Source organism: Kosakonia sp. MH5 (genome assembly GCF_009935945.1).
Classification (GTDB): Bacteria; Pseudomonadota; Gammaproteobacteria; order Enterobacterales; family Enterobacteriaceae; genus Kosakonia; species Kosakonia radicincitans.
In genome coordinates this window covers 12,386-33,386 of record NZ_QODH01000019.1, presented here as the reverse complement: position 1 = coordinate 33,386, position 21,001 = coordinate 12,386, and the positions used below count along the sequence as shown (strand labels likewise).

Annotated in this window: 26 protein-coding genes; 16 read left to right on the top strand and 10 right to left on the bottom strand. The window is 52.5% G+C overall.

The annotated features are described in order from the left end of the window. Positions 1-203: 203 nt before the first annotated feature. On the bottom strand, positions 204-1,544 hold the full coding sequence (locus DK872_RS26320; RefSeq protein WP_161519083.1) for a hypothetical protein: 1,341 nt from the start codon (positions 1,542-1,544) through the stop codon (positions 204-206). 391 nt (positions 1,545-1,935) lie between these two features. On the opposite strand from DK872_RS26320, the gene DK872_RS26315 reads away from it, so the two are divergent. The 3 genes from DK872_RS26315 (at position 1,936) to DK872_RS27415 (ending at position 2,837) form a co-directional block, all read left to right on the top strand. Next, complete coding sequence (locus DK872_RS26315; protein WP_161519082.1) at positions 1,936-2,187, top strand: type II toxin-antitoxin system Phd/YefM family antitoxin; 252 nt, start codon at positions 1,936-1,938, stop codon at positions 2,185-2,187. Continuing rightward, positions 2,184-2,471, top strand: coding sequence for a type II toxin-antitoxin system RelE/ParE family toxin (locus tag DK872_RS26310; RefSeq protein WP_161519081.1), 288 nt, complete (start codon positions 2,184-2,186; stop codon positions 2,469-2,471). The genes DK872_RS26315 and DK872_RS26310 overlap by 4 nt, the downstream gene beginning before the upstream one ends. Before the next feature lie 135 nt (positions 2,472-2,606). Then, positions 2,607-2,837 (top strand): diguanylate cyclase domain-containing protein, encoded by a 231-nt coding sequence (locus DK872_RS27415; RefSeq protein WP_202626180.1) that lies wholly within the window; start codon positions 2,607-2,609, stop codon positions 2,835-2,837. Positions 2,838-2,910: 73 nt separating this feature from the next. Here DK872_RS27415 and DK872_RS26300 read toward each other — a convergent pair whose 3' ends face one another. The 3 genes from DK872_RS26300 to DK872_RS26290 all read right to left on the bottom strand — a co-directional run bounded on the left by DK872_RS26300 (position 2,911) and on the right by DK872_RS26290 (position 5,082). Further along, positions 2,911-3,117, bottom strand: a complete 207-nt coding sequence (locus tag DK872_RS26300) for a hypothetical protein (protein WP_161519080.1) — start codon at positions 3,115-3,117, stop codon at positions 2,911-2,913. A gap of 282 nt (positions 3,118-3,399) precedes the next feature. Then, positions 3,400-4,377, bottom strand: coding sequence for a pyridoxamine 5'-phosphate oxidase family protein (locus DK872_RS26295; protein ID WP_161519079.1), 978 nt, complete (start codon positions 4,375-4,377; stop codon positions 3,400-3,402). A gap of 312 nt (positions 4,378-4,689) precedes the next feature. Then, positions 4,690-5,082 carry a VOC family protein gene (locus DK872_RS26290; RefSeq protein ID WP_161519078.1) on the bottom strand — a complete coding sequence of 131 codons (393 nt, stop codon included), beginning with the start codon at positions 5,080-5,082 and terminating at the stop codon, positions 4,690-4,692. 193 nt (positions 5,083-5,275) lie between these two features. Between DK872_RS26290 and DK872_RS27720 the strand changes: the two genes are divergently transcribed. The 5 genes from DK872_RS27720 to DK872_RS26270 all read left to right on the top strand — a co-directional run bounded on the left by DK872_RS27720 (position 5,276) and on the right by DK872_RS26270 (position 8,485). Continuing rightward, on the top strand, positions 5,276-5,620 hold the full coding sequence (locus tag DK872_RS27720; protein WP_370520930.1) for an ABATE domain-containing protein: 345 nt from the start codon (positions 5,276-5,278) through the stop codon (positions 5,618-5,620). Further along, positions 5,617-5,787, top strand: a complete 171-nt coding sequence (locus DK872_RS28070; RefSeq protein ID WP_370520929.1) for a CGNR zinc finger domain-containing protein — start codon at positions 5,617-5,619, stop codon at positions 5,785-5,787. The genes DK872_RS27720 and DK872_RS28070 overlap by 4 nt, the downstream gene beginning before the upstream one ends. A 376-nt stretch (positions 5,788-6,163) precedes the next feature. Further along, positions 6,164-6,730, top strand: coding sequence for a TetR/AcrR family transcriptional regulator (locus DK872_RS26280; RefSeq protein ID WP_161519077.1), 567 nt, complete (start codon positions 6,164-6,166; stop codon positions 6,728-6,730). A gap of 64 nt (positions 6,731-6,794) precedes the next feature. Then, positions 6,795-7,271, top strand: coding sequence for a DUF1348 family protein (locus DK872_RS26275; RefSeq protein ID WP_161519076.1), 477 nt, complete (start codon positions 6,795-6,797; stop codon positions 7,269-7,271). Between the two features lie 206 nt (positions 7,272-7,477). Further along, on the top strand, positions 7,478-8,485 hold the full coding sequence (locus DK872_RS26270; protein ID WP_161519075.1) for an alpha/beta hydrolase: 1,008 nt from the start codon (positions 7,478-7,480) through the stop codon (positions 8,483-8,485). 216 nt (positions 8,486-8,701) lie between these two features. Here DK872_RS26270 and DK872_RS26265 read toward each other — a convergent pair whose 3' ends face one another. Beyond that, a complete protein-coding gene (locus DK872_RS26265) occupies positions 8,702-9,427 on the bottom strand; it encodes a type 1 glutamine amidotransferase (protein WP_161519074.1) in 726 nt (241 codons plus the stop codon). A gap of 115 nt (positions 9,428-9,542) precedes the next feature. On the opposite strand from DK872_RS26265, the gene DK872_RS26260 reads away from it, so the two are divergent. Then, complete coding sequence (locus DK872_RS26260; protein WP_161519073.1) at positions 9,543-10,310, top strand: helix-turn-helix transcriptional regulator; 768 nt, start codon at positions 9,543-9,545, stop codon at positions 10,308-10,310. A gap of 169 nt (positions 10,311-10,479) precedes the next feature. Here the strand turns inward: DK872_RS26260 and cynS are convergent, their stop codons facing one another. Both cynS and DK872_RS26250 read right to left on the bottom strand, forming a co-directional pair. Beyond that, entirely contained in the window at positions 10,480-10,950 is a 471-nt protein-coding gene (cynS, locus tag DK872_RS26255; protein ID WP_161519072.1) for a cyanase, read from the bottom strand. A gap of 26 nt (positions 10,951-10,976) precedes the next feature. After that, the gene (locus tag DK872_RS26250; RefSeq protein ID WP_161519071.1) at positions 10,977-11,636 is read right to left on the bottom strand and encodes a carbonic anhydrase; all 660 of its coding nucleotides are present in this window, start codon (positions 11,634-11,636) and stop codon (positions 10,977-10,979) included. Between the two features lie 109 nt (positions 11,637-11,745). Here DK872_RS26250 and cynR point away from each other — a divergent pair, with 109 nt between their 5' ends. Continuing rightward, positions 11,746-12,633 carry a transcriptional regulator CynR gene (gene cynR, locus DK872_RS26245; protein ID WP_161519085.1) on the top strand — a complete coding sequence of 296 codons (888 nt, stop codon included), beginning with the start codon at positions 11,746-11,748 and terminating at the stop codon, positions 12,631-12,633. 162 nt (positions 12,634-12,795) lie between these two features. Here the strand turns inward: cynR and DK872_RS26240 are convergent, their stop codons facing one another. Then, a complete protein-coding gene (locus tag DK872_RS26240) occupies positions 12,796-13,011 on the bottom strand; it encodes a YdgH/BhsA/McbA-like domain containing protein (RefSeq protein WP_161519070.1) in 216 nt (71 codons plus the stop codon). Between the two features lie 514 nt (positions 13,012-13,525). On the opposite strand from DK872_RS26240, the gene vapB reads away from it, so the two are divergent. The 5 genes from vapB to DK872_RS26215 all read left to right on the top strand — a co-directional run bounded on the left by vapB (position 13,526) and on the right by DK872_RS26215 (position 16,589). Beyond that, the gene (vapB, locus tag DK872_RS26235; RefSeq protein ID WP_161519069.1) at positions 13,526-13,756 is read left to right on the top strand and encodes a type II toxin-antitoxin system VapB family antitoxin; all 231 of its coding nucleotides are present in this window, start codon (positions 13,526-13,528) and stop codon (positions 13,754-13,756) included. Beyond that, entirely contained in the window at positions 13,753-14,169 is a 417-nt protein-coding gene (locus DK872_RS26230) for a type II toxin-antitoxin system VapC family toxin (protein WP_161519068.1), read from the top strand. Before vapB ends, DK872_RS26230 begins: the two co-directional genes overlap by 4 nt. 35 nt (positions 14,170-14,204) lie before the next feature. Continuing rightward, positions 14,205-14,450, top strand: a complete 246-nt coding sequence (locus tag DK872_RS26225) for a hypothetical protein (protein ID WP_161519067.1) — start codon at positions 14,205-14,207, stop codon at positions 14,448-14,450. Between the two features lie 953 nt (positions 14,451-15,403). Next, the gene (locus DK872_RS26220) at positions 15,404-16,186 is read left to right on the top strand and encodes a TraX family protein (protein ID WP_161519066.1); all 783 of its coding nucleotides are present in this window, start codon (positions 15,404-15,406) and stop codon (positions 16,184-16,186) included. A gap of 79 nt (positions 16,187-16,265) precedes the next feature. After that, entirely contained in the window at positions 16,266-16,589 is a 324-nt protein-coding gene (locus DK872_RS26215) for a hypothetical protein (protein WP_161519065.1), read from the top strand. Here the strand turns inward: DK872_RS26215 and DK872_RS26210 are convergent. Continuing rightward, positions 16,567-17,370 (bottom strand): DUF4225 domain-containing protein, encoded by an 804-nt coding sequence (locus DK872_RS26210; RefSeq protein WP_161519064.1) that lies wholly within the window; start codon positions 17,368-17,370, stop codon positions 16,567-16,569. The two genes, DK872_RS26215 and DK872_RS26210, sit on opposite strands and share 23 nt — an antisense overlap. A gap of 874 nt (positions 17,371-18,244) precedes the next feature. After that, on the bottom strand, positions 18,245-19,153 hold the full coding sequence (gene repA / locus DK872_RS26205; RefSeq protein ID WP_161519063.1) for a plasmid replication initiator RepA: 909 nt from the start codon (positions 19,151-19,153) through the stop codon (positions 18,245-18,247). A 1,046-nt stretch (positions 19,154-20,199) separates the two neighbouring features. Between repA and DK872_RS26200 the strand changes: the two genes are divergently transcribed. Then, positions 20,200-20,889: a hypothetical protein gene (locus DK872_RS26200; protein WP_161519062.1), complete on the top strand. Its 690-nt coding sequence runs from the start codon at positions 20,200-20,202 to the stop codon at positions 20,887-20,889. Positions 20,890-21,001: the final 112 nt, after the last annotated feature.

The window sequence follows — 21,001 nt, the reverse complement described above, 5'->3', positions numbered from 1 at the left end:
AATCGTGGTGTGCCCATACGCTCCTCCTATGCTCAAACTATAGGGCAGGATCGTCTACCGGGGCGGGGTCAGTCCAAACTATAGGGCAGGATCGTCTACCGAGACGGGGTCAGTCCAACTATAGGGCAGGATCGTCTACCGAGACGGGGTCAGTCCAACGACGAGGCCTGTTCAAAAGCCTTCATTTTGGAGGCTTTACATTTTTAATCGCCAAGATTCATGAAGATGCCAAAAACATGTCTCGAGAAAGTTTTATCAAGTTCCTGTGGCCAGCGGGGGGGATCAGTCTGAAGTAACCCCAACTGACGCATTCCTTTGTGCTGTTCCGCCTTTCGCTCACAGTAGTCATCGTCTGTGTACCCCATCGTTTCGACCACCACAGTATGCTGCTTTCCACCTGGCTTGCTGGCTGTAATAATGAAATCCGGCAGCACAAATCCTTTTTCGCCATCCACATTAACCTCGGTATCAAAGAGCGGTTTTTCCAGGCTCAGCGCCGGTGTGCCCGGTTTTTTGATCAGCCAGCCCGCAACTTCAGACAGACTTTCAAGGGTGGTGCGCTCAAGACCGCTGTCGACCGGTACCGGGCATCCACGGCGGAAGAGGGCATGCGCATACCCTTCGCTGCAGATAACCGTGCCGTCCATCCCCCTGCGGAAGGCCAGAATGACCCAGTAAGGCGGTCGTGCACCGTCCTGCGCTTCGCCATTAATGCTGACAGCGCGCTCAGGACGAAACGGCAGTTCTCCGCCCGGCCAGCGAAACAGGACTTCATCGCGGGTGACCTGATCGGACATAAAAATCTGAAAGAACATCCGGGTTTTGCCCGTCGGCCAGTGCGTGTCCGGACGCTCGAGTTCCTGCATCAGCTTCTCCCTGCCGTTCTCACTCATAGCCGGTGAAAAACGTACTATCTCCGAAAGCTTACGACCGCGGATAAACTCGATATTTTCGGTGACAGTCCGAAGCGCATTTATGGAATCCATGGCACCCCGGGAGGGAAGGGGATGCAACGTGGCCAGACGGTTAAGTCCAGCGTCCTCAATCAGGGAAAGCAGCAGGCGCGCAATCCGCGAGCGGCGCGTACGGCGGGTGCGGTCATCTGCCGGTGCGACCGGACGCCCCGGTGCCTTAATCCGGGTGTCGGTGTCATCCAGCGGCAGAAAATCCCGGTAACTGATGCGCCGGCTGCTGGCGGTTTTCCGGGTTCCGGAAGAAGTGGCTCCGTCATCGCCACTGAACGGACGGTACATCGCGCAGTCAGGCGTATGCTCATGGTTAAACCCGGCCAGAAAAAGCGTCCCAGTGTCCTGCATCAGGTTAGCGCTGTTCATCGCCGGCGAATCGCCCGGCACACAGTCACACTGCAGCCAGGCTTCCCGCTGACGCATTTCCCGGAGCACCTTTTCCGCCAGCACGTACTGCTCACGCCCTGCGGAAACCCGCCGCCCGGCCACGTTCTTGACGGCCGTTTCTTCGTCGTCGTCCAGCCAGCGGATGAGACCGCCCCGAGGAGCTTTCTTTCGGACAAGTTTCATGGCCATACAGAACAGGTTCCTTTTCTGTGTGATGAAGTCGTCTACGGAATTGATGTACTGGATAGCAGATCACCAAGCGGCTCGGTCAGGAGTGATCCAGTGCAAGGCAATTATAATGGTCAAGAAAGCTCCGAGCGAGAATGCGTATATCATCTAATTTTCTGACTTATTTGGACACTACGGTAATTCTGACCAGACTACTATCGGTGAATGTCAGAACTGTGCAATCACGACTGTCACCCGTCATTCGAGATTATTCACGCAATGTCGCTTATAACGCCATTAGGGTTATGCACTAAGTCCACAGGGGCATTCCTTCTTCAAATCAAAAAGACTTGATAACAGGTCTTTTATATTCATACTATATGACCTGTTAAACAGTCTTATGAGGTGTCATATGCCCAGCATCATCCTGAGCGAAACCAGCGCCAGTGTCAGTGAACTGAAAAAAAACCCGATGGCTACAGTCAGCGCAGGGGACGGTTTTCCGGTTGCAATCCTGAACCGCAACCAGCCTGCTTTTTACTGTGTCCCGGCTGAGCTGTATGAAAAAATGCTCGATGCCCTGGATGACCAGGAACTGGTGAAACTGGTAACCGAACGCAGCAACCAGCAGCTACTCGACGTGGATCTGGATAGTTACCTATGACTTATGCGGTCAAATTCAGGGAAGATGCACTGAAAGAGTGGCAAAAGCTGGATAAGACCATTCAGCAGCAATTTGCTAAAAAATTAAAGAAGTGCTGTGAGAATCCTCATATTCCATCCGCAAAGCTAAGAGGAATAAAGGATTGCTACAAAATAAAACTTCGTGCGTCGGGTTTTCGTCTGGTTTATCAGGTGATCGATAATGAGTTAATTATTGCTGTCGTTGCGGTTGGCAAACGTGAACGCAGCGATGTGTATAACCTGGCAAGTGAACGAATGCGGTAAAGGACAGAGAAATGATAATTGCAATAAGTATTTTCTTGCGATCATATTAATACTCTGCATCTTTGTAGTGGTTTACTGAATTTGGCCACCTGAACAGAGGTGATATGCTCATCTCAGAACAATACAGGTGTCCCAATGAAAAAAAGAAATTTCAGCGCAGAGTTTAAACGCGAATCCGCTCAACTGGTCCTTGATCAGAACTACACTTTTGAGATTCAGGGACAGACATTTTTCATCGGGGCAAGCATCGGGATTGCAATCTATCCGGATCATGGAACAGATGGAGCATCACTCAAACATGCTGCGGATCAGGCCATGTATGCAGTTAAGCGTGATGGAGGGGGAGGTTTTCGGTTTGCACTCTAGATTAATAAGGCGCTGCATGCTCGAAAAACAGCCCACCACTTGTGATCATTCGCGATAAGATGACGTGGTGGCGTTATTGATAATCAGGAGTGGTAAAAACCACTTGAGAAAACTTTTCGGCGGTGAGGCTCAGAATATGGCGCTCAATAGCGTTGTCCGTGCCAGAGGCTGTCTGCCCTGAAGTCACGGCCACCATGAGCACCATGCCTGCGCCACCGCAAAGCATGCCGATCGGCTGGATACCGTCATCAAGTAAAAAATTGCCCGCGGGCCGCCCCACCTCATGATATCTCCATTCTCACAGTGGTCGTGCAACAGTCGGGACATCAACCTGAAATCTCCTCGCCTGACCGGGAGGCGACAGTTCTGCCCATTTGGTCCCTGCAATAGTACGTAACCAGGCTGAATGATCTCATCATCCCCCTGAAGCCGTACCAGCGGGAACTGCCCCGCTAAATGCCACCCAACTGGATCGCTGTCAGCGGGTGTAAGGCAGAAAAAAGGTGATGTTATCGCTCCCTTTAATCCTCGGAGCAATACGTAAACGCCAGTAGCCCCTCGCTTAGCGTTCGGTCAGACGCGCCTCATTCCAGGTTCCGGTGGCAGCAAGCCCAGGCCACTGCCCGGATTCCGTCCCGATAACCGGCAGCGCGGCACTGGCATGCCAGATTTCTTCCGGCATCACGTCCACGATACGCTCGGCACCTTCGAACGACCTGATGCGCCCGGGATTCCAGTCAATGGAACCGCGCCCGGTAAGCACAATTGCCCCACCCGTTCCAAAATCCGGGACGAACAGGCCGACCCGGCCGTCGCTCTCAATGTTGCCCAGTGTGTTGAAAAAACGATTGCCGGAAAAATCGGGAAAGGAGAGCGTGCCGTCTCCGTTGATACCGAGAAATCCGGGGCGGCCCCCACGGTGCGATGCATCGACGCCGGCGCTTCCACCATCCAGTGGACCAGCAGCACGGGAGGCGATAAAAAACGTGTCAGCCGCCTCAATAATCCGACGAACTTCAGGATCAGTTACGCTGCCGCGTCGGTGGCCCGCAACTGACAACCCGTCCTGCCCTGGCTGCCCCGGGAGCAAATGCCGGGTCTGAATATATTGCGGACAGTTTCCGTAGCTCTGGTCGACCAGTATGGTCATTCCATCAGCCGAGGCTCGTTGTATCCGGCCATTCAGTCGATTGCGGCGTCTGCTGGTCAGATCAATCCCGAGCACGCCGATACTGGCACCGGGTGACCGGACGAGGCCGAGTTCACCCGAAAGCACCGGGGCCTGATGTAGCTCAAGCGTATCCGGTGTGGGGGAAACCATGAAACCTCGCGGCCCGAGAGCCGGAACGCACCATGGCCGGCCGGCGGAATCGAGCAGCCCCAGAAACACCATCTGAAGATTCTCAAAGAAGTCACGATGTTGCTGAGGCATCTCGGAGCGCACAAAGCCCTGCGACCGCTTAAGCCACTCACCTGAAACTCCGGCCCGCGCCTGCACTGTACGCTCACCGTCGTGAAAGACACTGCATGTCTGCTGCATGGGGCCCCTCCTGAGATCATTTACCGTTGCTGGAAGACCAGAACCCGCTACGATGAAGCGAAAGATTTACTGGTATCTGAAGCGCGAAAGTCGCCTTTACTGAAGGCAAAAAAGCCCTCTGAATGCGTCGGGGCGCGAAGCGGACCATCTAATTTCCCGTAACTAAACTTAATGCTGTCAAATGGGCTGCTCAGCTTTTGCTTCTGAGTAATACAACTAACGGGGCGGCGATCGCCCGGTCAACCGCCGGCGGGAACTTCACCCCGATTAAGCATCGCTGCAATGCTCCTGGCACAGGACGCCAGAAATGACTCAACCAGGGTAATAGAATTCAATTCGTATACCACTCGGCTCATAGCACATCATGTGCATGGACGGTCCTTCGCGTATCAGGGTAGGTTCGAATTCAATTTCGACCTGATGCGCTTTCAACACGTCAAGAATCTGATGCAGACCTTCTTTGGTCTCCACCCGCAGAGCAAGGTGATGGAGTCCGACGTTGTTTTTGCGATTGAACTGAACCGGCTCTTCTGTTTGCGTTTTCCAGAGAGTGAGCGTTACTGCGCCGTCTTTCACAAAGATAGCCGGATAGTCTTCGCGTCGTTTAACTTCCTGCCAGCCCAGTAAATCAGTGAAGAACGCCGCGCTCTCTTCAAGATTTGATACGGCTAAGCCAATATGCTGTACACCCTGCGTCAATGACATTGCTCCTGTCCTCTTTCTGAAAGACTTTGTTCAGGTATGCCTGCCCTTCGGTCAGCACACCTGTAACCACTAAAGTTTATTATCAAAGGTTACACATAATTATAGTAACCTGTCAAAATGATTTTACGGGTTATGGTTCTGTCTGGAATTTAAACATCTTTCGTCTCAGCCTCTCTTTCTGGCCGATAACCTCGTGCTGGATTTCATCAACAGTGAATACGGGACAGGTGATGAGCGTCATGATTGTTTCGAAAACGATCACTGCGTCCAGGAGTGGCTGGAGACGGCGGGTCTTGTACCACAAGGCACAGCGGCTCCTCCCGGATTACTGGCGGAAGCCCGCCGGCTCCGTGAGGCCGCCAGGGCAGTGGTGCATGCTGCTATGGAGTCCGTTACAGCTGACCTGACTGTAATTAGCAGAATACTCAGGGACGGAAAGCCCGAGACGAGGCTGCAATGGGATGAAGGGATACAGCGATACCGTGTTGATGCTCGTTCAGGCACGTACAGGGCTGGCCTGTTGCCGACGCGCTGGTGAAACTGATCACTGACGACAAATTTGAATATGTGCGTCAGTGCGAAGCCCATAGCTGTATTCTGCTTTTTCACGATTTGAGTAAATCGCATCGCCGTCGTTGGTGCAGTATGGCGGCCTGCGGTAATCGTATGAAAGTTGAGGCGTTCCGGAACAGGAAGAATTCGTAACGATGCCGGTTCCCTCCACTGGGTTGCAACTCCGCGCAGCCCGCCACGTTTGCTTCAGTAAGAAAAGGGCAGACGGCATCCGGATCCGGGTGCCGCTTAATCCCACCCGGGTTTCAGCCGTACAGCCTGATTTTTACAGGTTTTTTTACCCCCCCTCCCGAATACGGCCTCCATCCTTCACACTGAGAACGTACGGAACGCCCCGCCGGGCATCGGGTTTTCGTTCCTGCACGCTGCAGCGTTATACAATTTTTTTTGCCCTGATCGCATTTTGTTATTGATTATTCACAATTTTATAGATGCATTATGACGGTTCGTAAAAAAGATTATCAACTAACACTTGACGGAGGGAGAACGATCGTTCTACCATTACCACATGAACAGAAACACGACAAACACGCGGGAGAAAATTCTCGCAACCGCCGAAGAGCTTATCTACCAGAACGGTATTCATGCGACCGGCATGGACCTCCTGGTGAAGACTTCAGGCGTGGCCCGGAAAAGTATTTATCGCCATTTCACGAACAAGGACGAGGTGGCTGCCGCAGCGCTGAATGCTCGTGATGTGCGCTGGATGGAATGGTTCAGGACCGAATGTGACAAAGCGGATACGCCGCGTGATCGCATCATGAATATGTTCACCGTGCTTAAGGGCTGGTTCGAGTCGGAGGGATATCGCGGATGCGCGTTTATCAACACGGCGGGCGAAGTGGGGGATTCCTCTGATCCGGTTCGCCTGATAGCCAGAATGCACAAACAGAAGCTGCTGGATTACGTGCTTGAGCTTACCGCTCAGCTGGGTACAGCTCAGCCGTTACCTCTGGCCAGGCAGCTACTGATACTGATTGAAGGTGCCATAACTATGTCGCGCGTCATGGGCGATTACAGCGCCGCCGATGATGCAAGAGATGTCGCTCAGCTGTTACTGAAGCAGATCCCGTAGCAGGGATCTGTGTTCCAAAGATGAAACACTAACTGAAGTATCCAATTATCCTGGAGGCACCACCATGTCCAATTCACAAATCCGTCCACCACTGCCGCCGTTTACCCGCGAGTCAGCCATTGAAAAAGTACGCCTTGCCGAAGATGGCTGGAATACCCGCGATGCCGATAAAGTGTCGCTCGCTTACTCGCTGGACACCAAGTGGCGTAACCGCGCGGAGTTTGCAAATAACCGCGAAGAGGCCCGGGGCTTCCTCGAGCGCAAGTGGAAAAAAGAGCTGGAATACCGTCTTATCAAGGAACTGTGGGCCTTCGATGGTGACCGCATTGCTGTCCGTTACGCTTACGAGTGGCGCGATGACTCCGGTAACTGGTTCCGTTCTTACGGTAACGAAAACTGGGAATTTGGTGAGGACGGATTGATGCATCACCGCTACGCGTGTGTTAATGACATGCCGATTAAAGAGAGCGAACGCAAGTTCCACTGGCCTCTGGGGCGTCGTCCTGACGATCATCCGAGTCTGTCCGACCTGGGTCTGTAAGTCATTGAGCTGCCCCGCGTATCGCCCGCGACGGCTGTCCTTGTCGGGGCTTTACTCAGCCAGTTGATGTAAAGAGCAGGCTGGCCTGGGCGGGGGCTCTTAAGTATCCCCGGTGCGGGTTTCGTCATGATCGGGTACAGGCGACGTACTTTGTCTTTCTTTATAGCGCACTATTTAATTTTGAGCTATATTTGTAAGGTCGTATTATGAATATTAAATCTATGTTTTTGACTGCCGCAATGGCGGCTGTCTCAGCCAACAGCTTTGCCGATGCTTCTCAACCGGAGCGTCACGTGCAGGAATTTCTCAATGCCCTGAACGGCGCCGGGGGTAAGCCTATTGAACAGCTGTCTCCACGGGACGCACGTCAGGTGCTGATCGACGCTCAGAAGGGGGCGAAACTGCCTGTTGCTGACATCACTGAAAAAACGATCAACGTTGATGGCGGCTCCGTCAAACTTCACATCGTAAAGCCTCATAACGCGCAGGGAACCCTGCCAGTCTTCATGTTTTTCCATGGCGGCGGCTGGATACTGGGCGACTTTGCGACACATGAGCGGCTCGTTCGTGATCTGGTCAGCGAGTCCGGTGCGGCGGCCGTCTTTGTCGATTATACACCGTCGCCGGAAGCGCATTTCCCGGTTGCGATCAGTCAGGCCTATGCGGCAACCCGCTGGGTCGCCGAGCACGGTAGCGAAATTGGCGTCGATGGCAGTCGCCTGGCGCTGGTAGGTAACAGCGTCGGTGGTAACATGGTTGCGGCCGTCGCGCTCCAGGCCAAACAGCACAAAGCGCCGGCCATCCGCTATGAGGTCATGCTCTGGCCCGTGACTGACGCGAATTTCAATACTGGTTCTTATAACCAGTACGAGAACGGGTATTTCCTGTCGCGTAACATGATGAAGTGGTTCTGGGAGGCATACACTACCAGGGAAAGCGATCGTAATAACATCCTGGCGTCGCCGCTGCGCGCAACGCCTGATCAACTGAAAGGGCTGCCACCTACCCTGATTCAGACTGCCGAACTTGATGTGCTGCGGGATGAAGGTGAGGCTTTTGGCCGTAAGCTTGATGCCGCCGGCGTCAGCGTGACGGTTACCCGCTACAACGGGTTAATTCATGATTTCGGTCTGCTGAACGCGCTGAGTGATGTGCCTGCCGTACGGACCGCACTTGGTCAGGCTGCCTATGAACTGAAAGAACACCTGAAGTAGCTGCCTGCTGACCGGTCGGTTTCACCGGCCGGTCGTCTTTGCCCTCTGTCCGTTGTCCGGATTAGCGCAAAAGTTCTTGAGAGCCGGACCATTCGACGTTTACACACTTCCCCCGTTAGGCTTGCGACCTGTTACTTATCGGGGGCTTTTTTCGGCTCAGTAATCACTGATAAACCGTCAATGGTACGGCATGTCGTTCCGCTGCGTGTAACCAGTTCATGTACCTGTCTGGCGGTAGCGTGACTCGAACTTGTCGAGAAAAGTGAATAATGCTTTGTTCATTTCGCTGTAGTCGTGGCTCCGTAGTTCTTCCGGTGTCTGAACGAATCGATAGTCTGCGGCCCGACGTAAATCCCCGTCGGAATGCGCGATCAGCAATTCGATAAGGGACGGTGTAAGTTCCATATGACACTGAAACCCGTAGACCAGCTCAGAATAAGCAACTATCTGTCGTGGGCAACCTTCGCTCCTGGCGATGATCATCGCTCCGGGCGTAAGTCCCGGCATGTCGTTATGCCAGTGCCCGACATCAAGCTTATTACCGAAGTGAGAAAAAAGCGGGTTCTGCCCGCTTTCTGCGCTCATAAAAATGGGGTACTTACCGATCTCTTTTTCCGGACTGTGCGCGAAGCGTGCGCCCAGGGCCTCCCCAATCAGCTGGGCGCCCAGGCAGACGCCGATGACAGCTTTACCCAGATGTACTGCAGAGGCAATAAGTGCCTGTTCTGCTCTGGAGTCGAAATGTGCACATTCATCAGGCGTGACGGAAGGATCCTGCGGCCCCCCCATGACGACCAGCAGATCGATATTCCGTGCATCTACAGGAAGTTTCTGGCCCGCATAAACGCGCGAGAAGGTCACCTCATGGCCACGAATCACGGCCCAGGTTTCAAACACGCCGGGTGCTTCAAAATGTTCATGCACAATAAAATGTACTCGCACAGGCTTATATCCTTCTGAGTCTTGTTAAGTAATAAGTCAGGCGCACTTCCCCCCTGCGAAATACCGGTCGGGTGACGCCAGTCGGAACATGATAGACGTGAGGTTTGATTCTGAAATGTCAGTAAGCATCGATAAAGCGCCAAGGCACGATGACTCAACAGGCTGGTCAGTGACGGCCATTTCCTACCGGCGCGGGGAAGAGGATCCTCCTCATAATCACCTGGAAGGACAACTTTTATACGCCAGCAGTGGCGTACTGCTGGTTGAGGCCGCAGGCAGGCGATGGGTTATTCCCCCTCAGCGGGCACTCTGGATCCCGCCGTTGATGGAACACTCATACAGACTTCTGTCACGTACGGAGCTGCGCGCCGCTTACTTCAGCAGTAGCCTGATTTCTGAGTGCCCACACTTCGCCAGGAATGACCGGGTACACGTGATTGACGTGGTTCCTCTGGTAAAGGAATTAATAGCGGGCCTGTTCACAGATGATTACCACATGCTGACGAAGCGGAAAATGTCACTTCTGCTTCTGGAAATTATCGGCGAGTCGCCATCCGTACCCGCACAACTACCGATGCCGCAGGATGGCCGGTTATTACGCGCCGCACGGGAACTGATGCTCAGCCATCGCTGGGAAACCTCGTTAACCGATATGGCTGACATAGCAAACATGTCGGAAAGGTCTTTCTCCCGCCTGTTTTCACGTGATACGGGGTTCAGCCTCCGGACATGGAAACAGCGCGCAAGAATATACGCATCACTGGATCTTCTTTCTGAAAACGTACCTGTCAAACAGATTGCCTGGCAGCTTGGTTTTTCGTCACCGGCCGCATTTTCTGCTGCGTTTCGTGCAGTTATGGGTCTCCCACCCGGTGAGTTTTGACGGAGGTTTAGTCGGGGAACGGTGACATGTCGGGTATTAACGCCATCCGGCACAATGTTGATGCTGGGACCTCGATTATCAGATGTGAAACGAGAAAGGGTCAGAACACACCACGACTGAACACGCAGGCAGCCCGGCTCTTGAGTCGCCGGGCTGAATTCTGAGAGGATCAGAAAGGCCTGGTTGGCAGGTACTTGCCATCCAGGGTGATTACCGCACGATGACCACCATCCGGATCATCAACTTTTTTGATGTCCAGTTTGAAGTTAATGGCGCTGATGATGCCGTCGCCGAATTTCTCATGAACCAGAGCCTTAAGGGCAGGTCCGTAAACTGAGATCATCTCGTAGAAACGGTAGATTGTCGGATCGGTCGGGATGCCGTCGGTAAAGCTGCCGCGGACGGGCACAGACTGCAACAGTTTAACGTCATCGGCATTCAGGTCGAGCTTCTTACCAACAACAACTGCCGCGTCGGCGGGCAACGGATGCTGGCCGAGCAGGGCTGCGGTAACGAAGGCTTCCGACAAACCTGTGCCCTCAACGATTTCGGCAAAGGACAGATCCTTGCGGGCCTTGGCCAGAATAATGGTTTCAGTCAGTGCCTGACGCGCGGCCTGGGTGACTTGAGTCTGGATCATGTTTTTTCTCCTGGTAAATGAAAGGGTCAGGCAACATGCCTGGCTTGTGAGGAAACGGCTTTAACTTCTGGATTTTCAGCAAGGGACACGAAGGCGCCGGTTGTGCCATCAAAAGCATCAATACGACCGCTCTCAATGTCATAGATCCAGCCGTGCAGGGTTACCCGGCCTTCCTCAAGCGCCAGACGAACCGATGGGTGGGTCTGGATATTAGCCAGCTGAGCGATGACGTTTTCGCGCACCATAGCCGCGATTCTGGCTGACTGGTCAGAATGCTGTCGGGCCTCATTCACCACACGCGCAGAGTCTGCATAGCGCAACCAGCTTGATACGGCGGGCATATGGTCGAGGCATTTGCAGGTGGCAACGGCAGTCATTGCACCACAGTCAGAGTGGCCGCAAATCACGATATCATTCACCTGAAGCGCGGCAACCGCATACTCAACCGAGGCAGAAACGCCGCCCGGCTCCGGGCCATAGGACGGCACAATGTTACCGGCGTTGCGGATCACAAATAAATCGCCAGGTTCGCGCTGGGTAACCAGTTCAGGCACCAGGCGGCTGTCAGAGCAGGAAATAAATAAGGCTCTCGGGCTCTGCTGGTTGGCCAGACTTTTGAACAGATTGACCCGCCTGGGGAAGGCGTTTTCCTGGAACTTCAGAAAACCTTCGATAATTTCTTTCATGGTTGCAGTCTCAGTGTCAGTTGTGTGTGACAAAGAGTAGGCAACCGATGGTATAAGATAAAAGTCTAAATTATTATGAGTTAATTCAGATAATCTTATGAGGTGAATGATGCTTGCCCGGCACATACGGTATTTTCAGGCAGTTGCCGAACATCTCAGCTTCACCAAAGCTGCAGCGGCGTTACACGTTTCACAGCCCGCTCTCTCGCAACTGGTAAAGCAGCTGGAGGAGGAGCTTGGCACCCAGTTGTTCGATCGGTCCGGACGTACCACACAGCTGACTGATACCGGCCACGCTTACCTTCAGTATGTGCGCCGCGCTTCTCATGAGCTACGGGAAGCCACGCGCGCAATCCATGACGTGAACGATCTCAGCCGTGGTTCGCTTCGCGTGGCAGTGACGCCTACCTTCACAACGTATCTTGTCGGGCCGCTGGTTGAGGCATTTCATCATCGCTATCCGGATATCACCCTCGACGTGCGGGAAATTTCACAGGAGAGCATTGAAGACCAGCTTCAGGAAGGAGAGCTCGATCTGGGGATAGCGTTCGGCGAAGTAAATTGCCCGGATATCGATGCCATACCGTTGCTGGACGAGATGCTTGCCCTGGTGGTCAACACCGGGCATCCACTGGCGAAGGAAAAATCTGCCGGGCTGCAGGCCCTGAACACGGAGTCCCTCGTATTGCTCAGCAGAGAGTTTGCAACCCGCGTACAGATTGACAGCTACTGCCGTAAACACGGTATTCATCCGAAGGTCATGATGGAGGCTAACGCTCTCGGAGCGGTAATAGAAATTGTTCGCAGGACATCTTTATCCACGCTGTTGCCCGCTAGAACCGCTCTGGCTCAGGAAAATCTGGTGGCGATCGCGCTCGAACCCGAGCGCCTGACGCGTACCGCGGTTCTCATGCGGCGAAGGGATGCGTATCAGAGTTTTGCGGCCCGGGCATTTACGGAGCTGGCTTTAGAGGTTGCCACCCGGTTGAACGTGTAATTGCCTTTATGGCGGTTACAGACGTAAGGTAAAACTGACCGACGGGGACAGCCGCCGTGTCGGGACGAATTCCGATATCCGGTTTATTGTAAAGCGACTTCAGATGTGAAAAAGGCCGCCCGGCGGGTGACCTTTTCCGGCACTTACTTTCGCCACCACCCGTCATTTATGCAGCTTAGCGGTCATATGGACGATGTCATTACTGCTGGCCTCAATGATTGTGTACTGAGCACTCTGCTGCTGAGCTTTCGCCGCGATTTTGGCTTCAGCGTCGCTCAGTGTCTGGGCAGTCGCGGTAACGCTCTGCGCAAAAACTGAGGCTGACATCAGTGAAAGAGCAGCCACGACGATAACTGAAGTGTGTTTAATGATTTTCATGGTCTTAATCCTCGGGTTATGTGTTCGAAAGCGCGTTTGCTTTCGCTGTGCCACGAAGAGTAAGCAACCCAGGACATAAGGTAAAAGTCTCATTAATTATGAATTAATTCCGAAAATCTTATGAATCAGACTACATCCATCCGCAAACCGATATTCAGAGTCGCATTTAAATACTACAGCTTCGTCTCAGCGACGGTGAACTGGACAAGTACTTTCTTGATCTGATGCCCCTGTGAGTCAGTGAGCAGCGACCTTTTTGCATGAAGGGCTGGTCCTGAGTGCCGTACAGTTTTGCTTCATTTTGTGTCTCATCCGCTTTTGGCTTTTTCCGGATCTGCCGTGAAAAAGAGAAGAATCAGTATAGGTGAAACATATCCATATGCCGGGCATCTGCATATGTAATACATACGCATATCCTTAGCATCTGCATATACAGACCCTATACATATGTAAGACCTCAGCCTATACTGAGCATATGCTGATGGGCCATGAGGCCAGAAACCAGGAGGACATCATGCGAACCGTATCGATTTTTAAAAATGGTAATAACCGCGCCATCCGTCTTCCCCGCGACCTGGATTTTGAGGGGGTGAGTGAGCTGGAGATCGTGCGGGAAGGCGACAGCATCATCCTGCGTCCTGTCCGGCCGACCTGGGGCTCGTTCGCTGAGCTTGAGAGGGCCGATCCGGACTTTATGGCGGAGCGTGAGGACGTTGTCACCGACGAAGGACGATTTGACCTGTGAACAAAACCTATATGCTGGACACATGTATCTGCTCGTTCATCATGCGCGAGCAGCCGGAAGCCGTACTTAAGCGCCTGGAGCAGGCGGTGCTGCGCAGCCAGCGCATCGTGGTTTCGGCCATCACCTACGCCGAAATGCGCTTCGGGGCCACCGGCCCGAAAGCCTCTCCGCGCCATATTGAACTGGTTGACGCGTTCTGTGCCCGCCTTGATGCCATCCTGCCCTGGGACCGTGCGGCCGTTGACGCCACCACGGACGTCCGCGTCGCGCTGCGGCTGGCCGGCACGCCGATTGGTCCGAACGACACGGCGATCGCCGGGCATGCCATCGCCACCGGCGCTGTGCTGGTTACGAATAATACGCGGGAGTTTGAGCGGGTCCCGGGCCTGGTGCTGGAAGACTGGGTAAAATAAAACCGAAAAAAAATTTCGTTACAGAGACGACAGACATGAATGCTGAACACTCGAACTACGGCTGGCTTTTCAGTGAACCGGCTGAAGAAATTTCCGGAGATATTGTTATTGATCCGGAACTCCTTCCGGAGGAGCTTATACTCGCCGTTTTCCAGATTTTGCTGGATCGGATTGACCGCGATACGGCAGAGAAAAAACTGGCCGAATTAATACAGAATCTTGAGTTTGATATCACCGCTGCCGAACTGTCAGCGTATCTTTTTAAACCGGGCCATGCCTGACAGCCTACCCGGTAGTCATATCAGAGGCACCCTGGGGTGGTCTTCACTGTATTAATTCCCTCGCCACGATGAGGAATAAAAATTGCCAGAAAATACATCAATTTATATATCAATTATTGCCATGATAATTTCATTAACCGCAGTACTGGCCAGTATTCGTACACGGAGAAGAACGAAGAGATACAAAATGATATTTAAAAAGCTGAAGAATGGGGAGGGACTGAATGACAAGGAAACTATTCTCCTTCAGAAACTTCGCAAGCAAATGGGCTCGAAAATAATGAATGGCCGTTATAAATCTCGTACTTAGAAAATAATTTTCCTGTGCAGACGAGAGAATGCCGGTATACAGGGGCTGATTGATATTCATGACCGCCGGCCGCTGGTATTTGATACTGATGCTGCTCTGTCATGGATAAATGGCGGAGCCCGTCCGGAAGATGCCGTGAGACTTGCAGAAGAACATGCCTTGCCGGAAAGTGCTTTTAGCTGGCATCCGGTATCAGTGAAAATCGGTAATCCCCGTAATGAGGACGATTTTTTGATAAAAAAAACTGTTCAGCCACTGTTCTGATATTCAGTTTTTTTGCGTTTTAAGTCCGGCAGAATTTATTAATTCTTATTGATTTTCAATCAGACAAATATATTCTAAGTGCAACTAATTTAGTTTAAAATTATAGCTGCGGGAACTAAAGTTCTTATGCTGAATGCCGACTAATAATATTAGTCACCATAATATTATTAGCGTATGAACAGTTTTTATCACTTCAGTGCTGCACTGGCACAGAAAAATAAAATTTCAGCAATGTTGATTATCCGCGATAAGTCCGAGCCGGTTGCCAGAAAAATTATGCAGAAAGCAGGCGTCAGTGTTCCGTCTTACAGCGGGCGGGTTTTCTGGCAATGGGTACAGGACTATATTTTCCGCGTGTGCCGACCTGAAAAGGAAATAAATGACACAGTTTCTCAGCTCAACGAAGATAAGCCTTGCATCACGAATACACCGCTGGCTGACCATCAGCCCGGGAGCCGCCGATCGGCTAAAACTGACGGCGCTGGCTGCCATGCTGGCGGACCACGTCAACACGCTGCTGCTGACGCATCCTCGACCGGAACTCTATGCGCTGGGCAGAATGGCGTTTCCGCTGTTCGTGCTGATATGGGCACGCAATGTGATGCTCAGGCCAGAACGTCTGCAGATCAGGGCAAACCGGATGTGGTTATGGGCGCTCGTCACCCAGCCGGCATTCAGTCTGGCTTTCCGGGAACACGACCCGTGGTACGCTCTCAATATTCTGTTTGTCTTCGCCGGCGCCACGCAGCTGCTTGCCTGGCATCACCGCTACCGTCTGGCAGGCACGCTGGGCGGCGTAGTGTTGCTTGCCCTGTTGGCGTGGCCTCTCTCTTTCGCAAGTTACGGCGTACCGGGACTGGTACTGGCGCTGTCACTGGCCATATTCCTGCACAACTCTTCATTCCGGCACAGGCTCACGGCCGGAGCGGCCGCTTTCTTCTCGCTGGTTGCCCTGAACAGTCAGCATTTTCTGGACATACCGGTCACCGTCGCCGTACTGGCGATACTGCCCACTGTCCTGCTGCCGGCAGTGGCGGCCAGTATCGCCAACTCACCGGAAGCGGGAACAGAAAAACGCTTTATGCCGGCATCGTTCTTTTACCTGGCCTACATCATTCATCTCATGGTTTTCGGTCTGGTGAGACTGTACCTTCAGAACTGACTGGCCAGAAATCTATCCCAAGGCACGTACCGTTGAGCGTCAACTCTGTATATACTTTGGCGGGAAAAGGGAGAACACGATGAGCATCAATGACAAAGACTTACGGAATGCCGGCTTCAGTGAACGTGACGTTGAAAATCTGCATGGCAGGCTGAAGCAGGTAGGTGGAACGATGGATGAGCTGATTGCCGCCCTTTCCCGTCGTTTCCGGGTTTCATTATGGGTAACCCTCGTCCTCCTTCTGGTTATGGCCGCAGCAATCATCAGTGGCAACAGGACGCATATCATTTCAGGCGGAATGAGCGCTGTCATTGTGCTGGTCATTGCCTGGGCCACGTTCCCGCCCACGCTGGGCAGGAAAGCCAGCCGGTTACAGAAAACTATTTCCCGCCCGGATCGATAGACAATAAATCGAGCGCCACTTTTGCATTAATGCCCCAGCCTGCAATTTTTAAGGCCATGACCGGGCGCGGAGTGCCGGATACTTTCCGGAAAAAATCGGGCCGGGTCCAGTACCAGAGCCGCTGGGCTTCAGGTTTAAGACGCAGACCATATGCGCCGTATACTTCACTGAAAAGCGTGACTGCTTTGTAGGCACCCAGCCCCTGCTGACGGCTGAATCCAAGAAATTCGGCCACCTCCATCGATCCATCCGCAAACATCCCTTCAGTCTGCCTGTCCCCGAGGAAGGTACGCGCAGCCTCACGTGAGATGGTGTTAAAACCGTTCACGACAATAACAGCCCCGGCCACAACACCCAGTGGATTCATGGACGACATCATGACAATGCCGCCAAAAATGGCCACGCCGGCAACCACCACGTCAACGGCCGAAATAATGTAGCCGATGATTTTATTATCTTCCCGGACAATCTTTACTTCGGCATAGAGCTTTGCATAGCCTGTTTTCAGCGCGCGGGATTGTTCAAGCAGGCTGTGGTTTTCTGCCCGCAGCGCTTTTATGCAGGCCATACACTCATCATCCGTTTTCGCGCGCCGTGCCGCTTCAAACTGGCTCATGATGACTGACCTTATTTCGTCGACAAACTGAATTCTCGAAAGCCCGTCATGCAAATGCATGGCGGCCACGGTGTTGGCCGTATTAACGAGCTGGCGGGCCTCAAGGTTAATCATTGTGGCCGCCCAGACGCTCTGGTTCTGGCGGGGGAACAGGAGTGTGTCCATTTCTTCTCCTCGGATGATTGTCTCCTTACATCATATTCCCGATCGGAAAATTGACAACCTCATGGCCTCTGTCAAGAGCCGGTGAGCTGTGCGAACGGGCTCACTGCATGCCGCGCAGCGGCATAAAGGCGCCGGATGAAGGTGAATATAACGCCGGTCGTTAATGGCGCCGTGACCCGGCGAAGTCGGCAACATGATAGCCTGCGGCTATTAACCCCCCATCCCTGTTAAGCCATAACCCGCGTTCAGCGACGCAGAACGTTATGTGCGCGGTCGGAGTGGTCACGTCGAGGCTTTGCCGAAGACGGGGCGTATCTCCGCGTTAGCGTCCCGAAGGGCGCTTACGAGCGTGTCACGCAGATCTTTCAGCGACAGAACTTACCGCGACTCAAAATCTTAGTTACATCATCCTCTTTAAAAGCGGCACTGTTCCGGGCCTCCGGCCCGGGGCGGCGCGGCTTTTCAGGGCTTAATGGCGGTTCTGTTGATGGGTTTCAGAACGAAAGGGACCCGCCGCTGGCGGTGGTGGGAAGTAAATTTCTGAGCGGCACAGCCGTGAGGCTGCTGCAGGCGAAGGCCTCTTTGGGTTTTCCCCGTTATCCACCGTTTTTATCCGGTGAATAAAGTTGATTCCTTATGAAGATAAGTAAGGACGAAGTCCTGAATATATTGCGGGCTGAATGAGCAGGGTTGCAGGAATCTCCTTTATTCTGTTTGCGGAAATCTGTGGATAATAAAAGAGGATGGCCTTAACACGGCCGTATGAGGCATGCCGGCAGTGGGAAAGACCTGTACGTTGTGTGATATTTAGCCGGATATTTATGACAGACGTGCGGAATCCTCCGCAGCAAAGCGGAGGTTTAAAAAAGGCGGGCTAGTGTGGGGGAGGCGTTCCCGGCGGCTCCAGGCTGACCAGCTCAAGCTGATACAGCCGCGACCAGACCAGTTTCTCGAACTGCTGATGCGTCATATAGCCGGTCTGGCCTTTCATTCTGCGCATCAGCTCTTCGGACACCTGGCGCTTGCGCTCGTCAAAGGGCAGCGCGGCGAGTTTCCGGCGTTGTTTGCCCTCGAGGGCGCGCGTTCTGCGCGACAGGATGGTCTGGAGCCGACAGCGTTCGTACCAGCGACTGCGCGCGGCTTTCAGGCTCAGGGTTTCTCCCGGAGCGAGCTGTCCACCCTGAATGGCGGCCAGCCGTGCATCCTGTTCGGCCCGGAGTTTGTCCATATCAACGCCGGTTAGTCGCCAGCCGGCTTCGGTGATGATCACATGTTTCGGGAAGCGGCAGTTATTGACGATATCCCACTTAGATTCCGGCGCCTGGATGACGCCGAACGGGACCAGCTCACAGATGAGACGAGACACACGCCAGATGGTGACCGCCTGCTCAGTGATAACTCTGCCATGTTCATCTTTCGGGCTCAGCTCTTCCGCCAGCTTCGAGATATTTATGGTCACGATGCCGGTAGCCAGATCAACCTTATTGATGAAGAGAATGAACAACGCATCGAGCAGCTGCCGGCGCACGGGATGAAATGCCCGCTTACGTCCGGTCTGCGGTCGCAGGAAGGTGAAGAGTGGATCGGCAGAGACCCGGCGACGTATAACCCACTCACCGGTCGTTTTGTTCCGGGCAATAAGGTTACGCAGGGCGCGGCCGTGTTCTTTGCTGAGCGCTTTATAGTGTGCAGGGCGGATGTATTCCGGTGCCGGACATTTGCAGGCGGTGGAATGAGTGCCACGGTGGCGACGATCGTCGCGCGGTTTTATATTGTCATTCACGCCGGCCTTTTCTTATGGCGGCCGGGTGTTGTTTTATGTGGTGCATGCGTTATAATCCCTTGCAGGCGACGCGCCTGCTTTTGGACCCCCTGATTTCTGCTGATTCCGCCAAGTTTCTAGACAGATTTCGGGGGGTTTTTGCATTCCGGTTCCGGCAGACCTGCCGTCACCTTCTCCCGGACGTTTTACGGATACGCCCCATCCCGGTATTCCATGTACTTCCCGCCCGCTCGCATGTACAGGCAGGAAGCGTGAATCTGACCCATCTCCGGAACCATCAGTCTCACCACAAGACTTCAGACTTTGTCAGCCTGCTGATTTGAGATAAGTAAGAACTCAAATTTCATATCGATGAAAAAGCCCCACCACGGGTCTTTCATGACCAGACGAGTCTACTCAATTGGCGTTGAGTTTTCCAGTACAACGGATCCAGGTCACAGTGGAAGGATCAAAAAATTACAAAAAGTCGTGCAGCATGAAATGTGACTGCATTTGCATTTACCTTAACTTCAACACCTCTAAAGTGTGCTGCGATATATTCTGCGTTATCCATGAAACGACAAAGTACAGAGCGGATTAACCGCGTAACGCGCAGCATAACCCCTCTGTTGATCAATAACTGGATAAACGAAGTGATGAATCATCCCATCCACTACTGAATGTTTTATGGATTAAAAAATCTTTTTACATAAAAAAGGCATGTGGAAAATATTAGCATCTGCGAAAAGTAAAGAACACTTTCGTGGTTTCTATTTCCTTTATTAGTAAGAGCCTGAAACTTTTCCATGTATATATTTACAGCTATTTTCGATTGAGCAAATTAGTCCATATGATTCATCGTATAGATCGTGACGATCTATAAATTAGTTTGTGTTACTTATAACCAAAGCTATTAATTAAACGTGTCCGCCTAAATCGCATGTAATTTATTTTGCCACCACAGCTATATGTATTTGTTCTGAATTATCATCAGCAGGCAGAATATATGATATATCGATATCCAGACATTCAATTATTAATCATTTCAACTGAAAAGGTATATGCTCATGAGCACACGGCTTAAATTTAATGTGAAAAACCTCAGTAATCATCCGCTGGAATTTTTCTTTTTCCAGCAACCCGCACTTTACACCGGCGGCAGTAAAGTTTATTCGAACAGTATTCAGAATGTGCTGCTCGGGCCTTATTCCGAGGGGGCCAGCACATATACTTTTTTACTTAATCTGCAGTTTTTTGCAGGCGCACAACAACGCTACACATCTCCTGATGTGGGCCAGCAGGCAGGCTATTTGTCGGCCATTCGTGCCGTTGATCTGACCCCGGCAGATACCAGTACTGCACAAAATAACTCCACTACTTTATCATTAAGCCCGTTCGGGTTGGCGGCTCCTGTCGCGGATACCTCCGCGCAACCTGGTTCATTCCGTTTTGTTTCGCCGGTATTTAACCCGGATCTGAACGATATTATTTATGCCGGTTCCGCCGTACAGCTGGCCGATGGTTCGGTGGTACTTTCAAACTTTACCACCCTGTTTCCTAACCAGAATCTGGACTGCCAGCCGATCCTCAAATTTTACCTGCAGACGGGGACATATGAGGCAGGTACTGTAATGAATTTCACCAGTTCATCACAGACCGCAGCTAATTGTGACGCAACAACTGGCGAGAATACTTTTGACGTTACCTATAATGCCGACGGTACGTGGACTGTTGTTCCCAGCTGCTCTGTTTTCTAGGAGTAAGTCACTTTCAGCTTAATTCTGGTGTATTCAGTACAACGTTTTGTCATTAATTCTGGCACAGCCTGTCTGTGCCAGGAATTTCCCGGCTATTTCCCGAAATGAAAAA